The organism is uncultured Clostridium sp. (assembly GCF_937920395.1).
In the GTDB taxonomy this organism is placed as follows: Bacteria; Bacillota; Clostridia; order Clostridiales; family Clostridiaceae; genus Clostridium_AD.
The window spans coordinates 1-4,724 of sequence record NZ_CALEVF010000322.1; the positions used below are offsets into that span (position 1 = coordinate 1).

At 30.4% G+C, this 4,724-nt stretch carries 6 protein-coding genes; 5 read left to right on the plus strand and 1 reads right to left on the minus strand.

Annotation, left to right across the window (positions count from 1 at the left end):
• The first annotated feature begins 154 nt into the window (after positions 1-154).
• The 4 genes from Q0649_RS19775 to Q0649_RS19790 all read left to right on the plus strand — a co-directional run bounded on the left by Q0649_RS19775 (position 155) and on the right by Q0649_RS19790 (position 3,242).
• Positions 155-1,357, plus strand: coding sequence for a DUF4339 domain-containing protein (locus Q0649_RS19775; RefSeq protein ID WP_298845906.1), 1,203 nt, complete (start codon positions 155-157; stop codon positions 1,355-1,357).
• A gap of 41 nt (positions 1,358-1,398) precedes the next feature.
• Entirely contained in the window at positions 1,399-1,644 is a 246-nt protein-coding gene (locus Q0649_RS19780; protein WP_298845907.1) for a hypothetical protein, read from the plus strand.
• Positions 1,645-1,683: 39 nt separating this feature from the next.
• On the plus strand, positions 1,684-2,193 hold the full coding sequence (locus Q0649_RS19785; RefSeq protein ID WP_298845913.1) for a DUF4339 domain-containing protein: 510 nt from the start codon (positions 1,684-1,686) through the stop codon (positions 2,191-2,193).
• A 242-nt stretch (positions 2,194-2,435) separates the two neighbouring features.
• Positions 2,436-3,242: a lysoplasmalogenase gene (locus Q0649_RS19790; RefSeq protein WP_298845914.1), complete on the plus strand. Its 807-nt coding sequence runs from the start codon at positions 2,436-2,438 to the stop codon at positions 3,240-3,242.
• Positions 3,243-3,810: 568 nt separating this feature from the next.
• Here Q0649_RS19790 and Q0649_RS19795 read toward each other — a convergent pair.
• The gene (locus Q0649_RS19795; protein WP_298845915.1) at positions 3,811-4,020 is read right to left on the minus strand and encodes a hypothetical protein; all 210 of its coding nucleotides are present in this window, start codon (positions 4,018-4,020) and stop codon (positions 3,811-3,813) included.
• 248 nt (positions 4,021-4,268) lie between these two features.
• Between Q0649_RS19795 and Q0649_RS19800 the strand changes: the two genes are divergently transcribed.
• A partial coding sequence (locus Q0649_RS19800; protein WP_298845917.1) for a hypothetical protein occupies positions 4,269-4,724 on the plus strand: 456 nt, incomplete at its 3' end.

Here is a 4,724-nt window from a genome sequence, read left to right on the forward strand (position 1 = left end):
CAAATCTTAAAAGTTATCCACAGTTTTTATTTTTGAATTCTGCAAGCCCCTAATACCATTTATTATAGGGGGAATCATTGCAGCTAGTGGAGTATTTGGAGCAAAAAAAGGAATTGACACTGTAGTTGATACTAAAAAGGCTAAAAGTGTTAATTTGGGAGCATGTGATATAGTAGCTACGGCCCAAAGTAGTTTAGACGAAATGCGGAAAAAAACCAATGTATCACTCGAAAAATTAGGACAAAAGAAATTGGAAATCTTGGCTGATTCTATGAAACAATTTATTGGACAATATGAAAAAATAAAGAATATAGATTTTAAAGATAGTGTTGGATTAGATGAATTAAAGAAATTAAATTTTACTGGTGAGGCATTAAATGATTTGAAAAATGCTTCATTAAATGCTTCAAAAATTATGGCAGGGGGAGCAGCAGCTCTTGGAACAGGAGTATTAACAGCTTTTGGAGCATATAGTGCAGTAATGACTTTCGGTGCGGCATCTACTGGCGCTGCTATATTGGGTCTAAGTGGTGTAGCAGCAACAAACGCTACATTGGCGTGGCTTGGAGGCGGATCACTAGCTGCAGGTGGAGGTGGTATGGCTCTTGGACCAGCAGTTCTTGGTGGGCTTGTAGCTGGTCCAGCTCTAGCTATTGGTGGAGTAATTATGTCAAGTCAAGCTAAAAAAAAGTTAAACGAATCTTATGGAAACATGGAGAAAGCAAAGGTTATGCAAAAGGAAATGCAGCTAGCTGGAACATCACTAGAAGCTATATCAGTAAGAGCTGATCAGATTACACAGTTGCTTGAAAAGATAAATAATTATTTCATGCAAGGTATAGCTAATATGAAATATATAATAGAAATAGAAGGTACTTCATGGGTCAACTATTCTCAGAGCAGTAAATATGCGATTTTTGCATCCACAAAGATTGCACAAGTAATTAAGGCGATTTTAGATACATCTTTAATTGATGAAGATGGAAACTTGACAGTACAATCTAAGCAAGCGTTAATAGAAGGAAATAAATTTTATGAAGGTAAAAATTTTCATGAAACAACGGATGATAGTTCCAAGAATATTTCTATTAAAGGTGAAGGTGAAGAAGAAACTTGTCCACCACCAATTCCTCAACAACAAAAGTGGCATATTGCAATTAATGGACAGCAAGAAGGACCATATGATGTTTCGACTATTAAAAGTTTAATAATTAAAAAAAGTATTAATAGAGAAAAATGTCATGTATGGAAAAAAGGTATGCCTAATTGGGTCTTGATGGGTGAAGTAAATGAATTTATTGAAATATTTAATCAGTTGGATGACGAATTACCACCACCAATTCCACATTCAATATAGGCATAATTAAAAAACATTATTTATTAAGGAAGGATTTACTTATGACAAATATATATACAGAAAAAATATTAGAAATATGCAAAAAGTATAGGTTTATAGGTTACTATGTTTATGGAAACATACCTGATAAAAAGCTAAATAACGCAATATTAAATTTTCCAATACCGTTAGAGGATGAGGTTATAGCGTTAATTGATTCTACAATTTTTGGAAGTTGCAAGAATGGTCTTGCAGTGTGCATGTCAGGGATATATTGGAAAAATGATTGGATTACAAACAGTAAGTAAAATTATAATTCTTGGAAAAAGTTTAAGGAGACACAAATATTGTCTAGTGTAAAAGGAAAGAGTGTAAGTGAGATGCAAATAGGGTGTGAGAATTATTTTTGGACTCAATATGGCGTAGAAGTAGCAAGATTATTAAAAGATTTACAGAATAATTTGAAAGAGAATTTTTTCGATAATGCGGATGGAAAAGTTGATCAAGTGAATGGGTCTAATGAAATAACGGATGATAGTACTCAACATGCTTTTAGTGAGAGTGCAAGTGAAGAAGAGGAATGTCCACCACCATTTATTCAGTTAGAAAAGTGGTGCATTGCAATCAATGGACAGCGAGAAGGACCATTTGATAGTTCAACTATTAAAAATTTAATAGTTGAAAGAAATTTAAGCGAAATAGATTGTCTGGTATGGGAAAAAAGTATGGAAAATTGGTGTTTAATGAGTAAAGTAGCTGAATTTAAAGATAGTAAAGATATAACAAACTCAACTTCAGATACTAATAGTTGTAATACCAATAATAGTAGCATTAGCAGTGAAAAAAAATTACATTAAACCCTGAAAAGGGCGTAATTACATGTGAACATTGTTCGCAAAAACTTAAGATTCCTAAGAAAACTGGTAGCTTTATTGTAAACAATCCAAAATGTCATAAAAAAATTTGTCATGTTTCTTAGTGTTTAAATGTTGCGAATTGAATACTATTTCTTAATATAGTAGATTGTTAATTTATATAATTGATTTTAGCTCTAATATTTTCTAATGTATTAGAGCTTTCTTTGAGTTTATTAGTTCACATGGAATGGTGTGAAAGAGTAGTTAGTCGTAACAGAGGCATAGTTGATAAGGCTTTTGATACGATTGAAAGTGATGAATTTAAAAAAGTAGGAATATCATTATCAGATTTTATGATAGTACAGCGAATAACTACTAAGATTATGGAGGAGTTTATGGTAACTAAATTAATAGTTGGTGGATTATTTTGTATAATATTTGTAATGCATTTGTACTTTACTAAAAATGAATATAATAAGGGACGTTTATATACTAAATCAATGTTAATGCCTCTATTATTGATTTATTATATATTAAGTGTAGCAGAAGTTAGTAAATTAATTGTAATGGCATTATTATTTGGGTTTATGGGTGATATGTTTTTGATGCGGTCAAAAGTTAAAAATAATTTTATGCTTGGATTAGGGGCTTTTCTCATAGGTCACATTTGTTATGTTTTGCTTTTTTTACATGGGATTTCTTTTGCAAGAGATGTGCCAGTGTGGTTTTACATTATAATAATAATATATGTTATTTTCGCTTGTGCTGTATTAAAGAAATTAAAAAATCATTTAGGAGATATGAAAGTACCCACTTATATATATATGGCAGTTATTTTATTAATGAGCTTTGTTAGTCTAACACGTATTTGGGTTACAGGGATGAACATATCGTTTTTTCTACCTTTTATTGGGTCATTATTGTTTATATGTTCAGATTTTATGTTGGCATTTTATACTTTTATAGGTGAATTTAAAAATGGAAGCATATATATTATGCTAACTTACGTTTTAGCACAAGTTTTAATTGTTAGCGGATATTTATTATAGTGTGCTTTAAGTAATTAAGATTTTTATTTTTCTATACGTACTTTCCAGTAGTTTGTGCCTTTAATGATTTCATTGGGTTTGGTGTTCTTAGTCCCATTTCATTTAACAATATCTCCTTTATTTAGTAACTATTTTATTCGTTTTACTCATAATTTATATTAAACATATATCCAATACAGTTTAGAAGAATCGAAGCTAGGATATAATAGTATATATATTACACCTTTGGAGGCACTCAAATGTCCTGAAATTGGGGGATTTGAAGACGATATGAACAAACTTCAAGCTCGCGGAAATGAAGCGAAGTCCACACAATAATGCACATAAAAGCATTGAGAGCTATTGGAGCAAGTATAGAAAAAATGGAGAGTCTTTTAGAGAAAAACCTATTATGAATCAATATAGTAATACTCTATATGAATCACTACAGAATTACTAGTCCATTTGTAGTAGCTTAAGTATATAGGGTTTGAAGATAAATATTATCTGTGGCCCCTATTTTTTTATGTAGAATTTTCTATTAGAGGTTATGTAATTGATAAGGAAAGGCAAATAATAGTGAATGTTTTTATTTAAAAAGCTTAAATATATCCCAAATGCTAAATGTAGTCTTTTTATATGTCTTATTTTTAATAGCACGTTCTGGATTCTTTATATAGCCCATTCCTTTCATGCCATATCCTGGTATAATAGCTTTCTTCATTTGTCTTTTTAACTTTCCAGTAGTTCGTGCCTTTAATGATTTCATTGGGTTTGGTGTTCTTAGTCCCATTTTCATTTAATAATCTCTCCTTTATTTAGTAATTATTTTATTCGCTTTATTCATAATTTACATTGGATATATTTTCTAATTTGCTATGATTTTATTGTATACTCACGTGGATACAATAGCAATAAATAGTTATTATAACTAAATTTTATTATTTATATATTTTAAGATAAGGTACCTTACATAGTTTTGATTCTATTATGGTAAACAAATGATTAAATGGTTGATAATTCTGTGATATAATGTTAGGTTAAGAGATGGTTTCAATTGATTATGCTAAATTAGATGAGGTTAGTGTGTCATTAAAGAAGCTTTATGAAATGTTACAATACAATTTAGAAGAGTCGAATCTGGGATATAATAGTATATATATTACTCCTTTGGAGACACTAAAATGTCCTGAAATGGGGGCGTTTGAAGATGATATGAACAAACTTCAAGTTCGCGGAAATGAAGCACTTGAAGACATACAAAAATTAATAACAGGTATACATAATGTAATAAATAAATTTCAGGAAACAGAAAGCAAGTTAGAACGTGATGTAAATGCAGCAACTGTTAGCAGTTCAACTCTTCTTGGTGCAGGGGTTTTAGGAAATAAAAATATTGGATCTAATGGAAGTATATTATCGAATGAAAGTATAACTTCAAAGAACACAGGTACTAAAAAGACAGATAAAACAAAAAGTATTGATGATTTTATACTTGCAGCA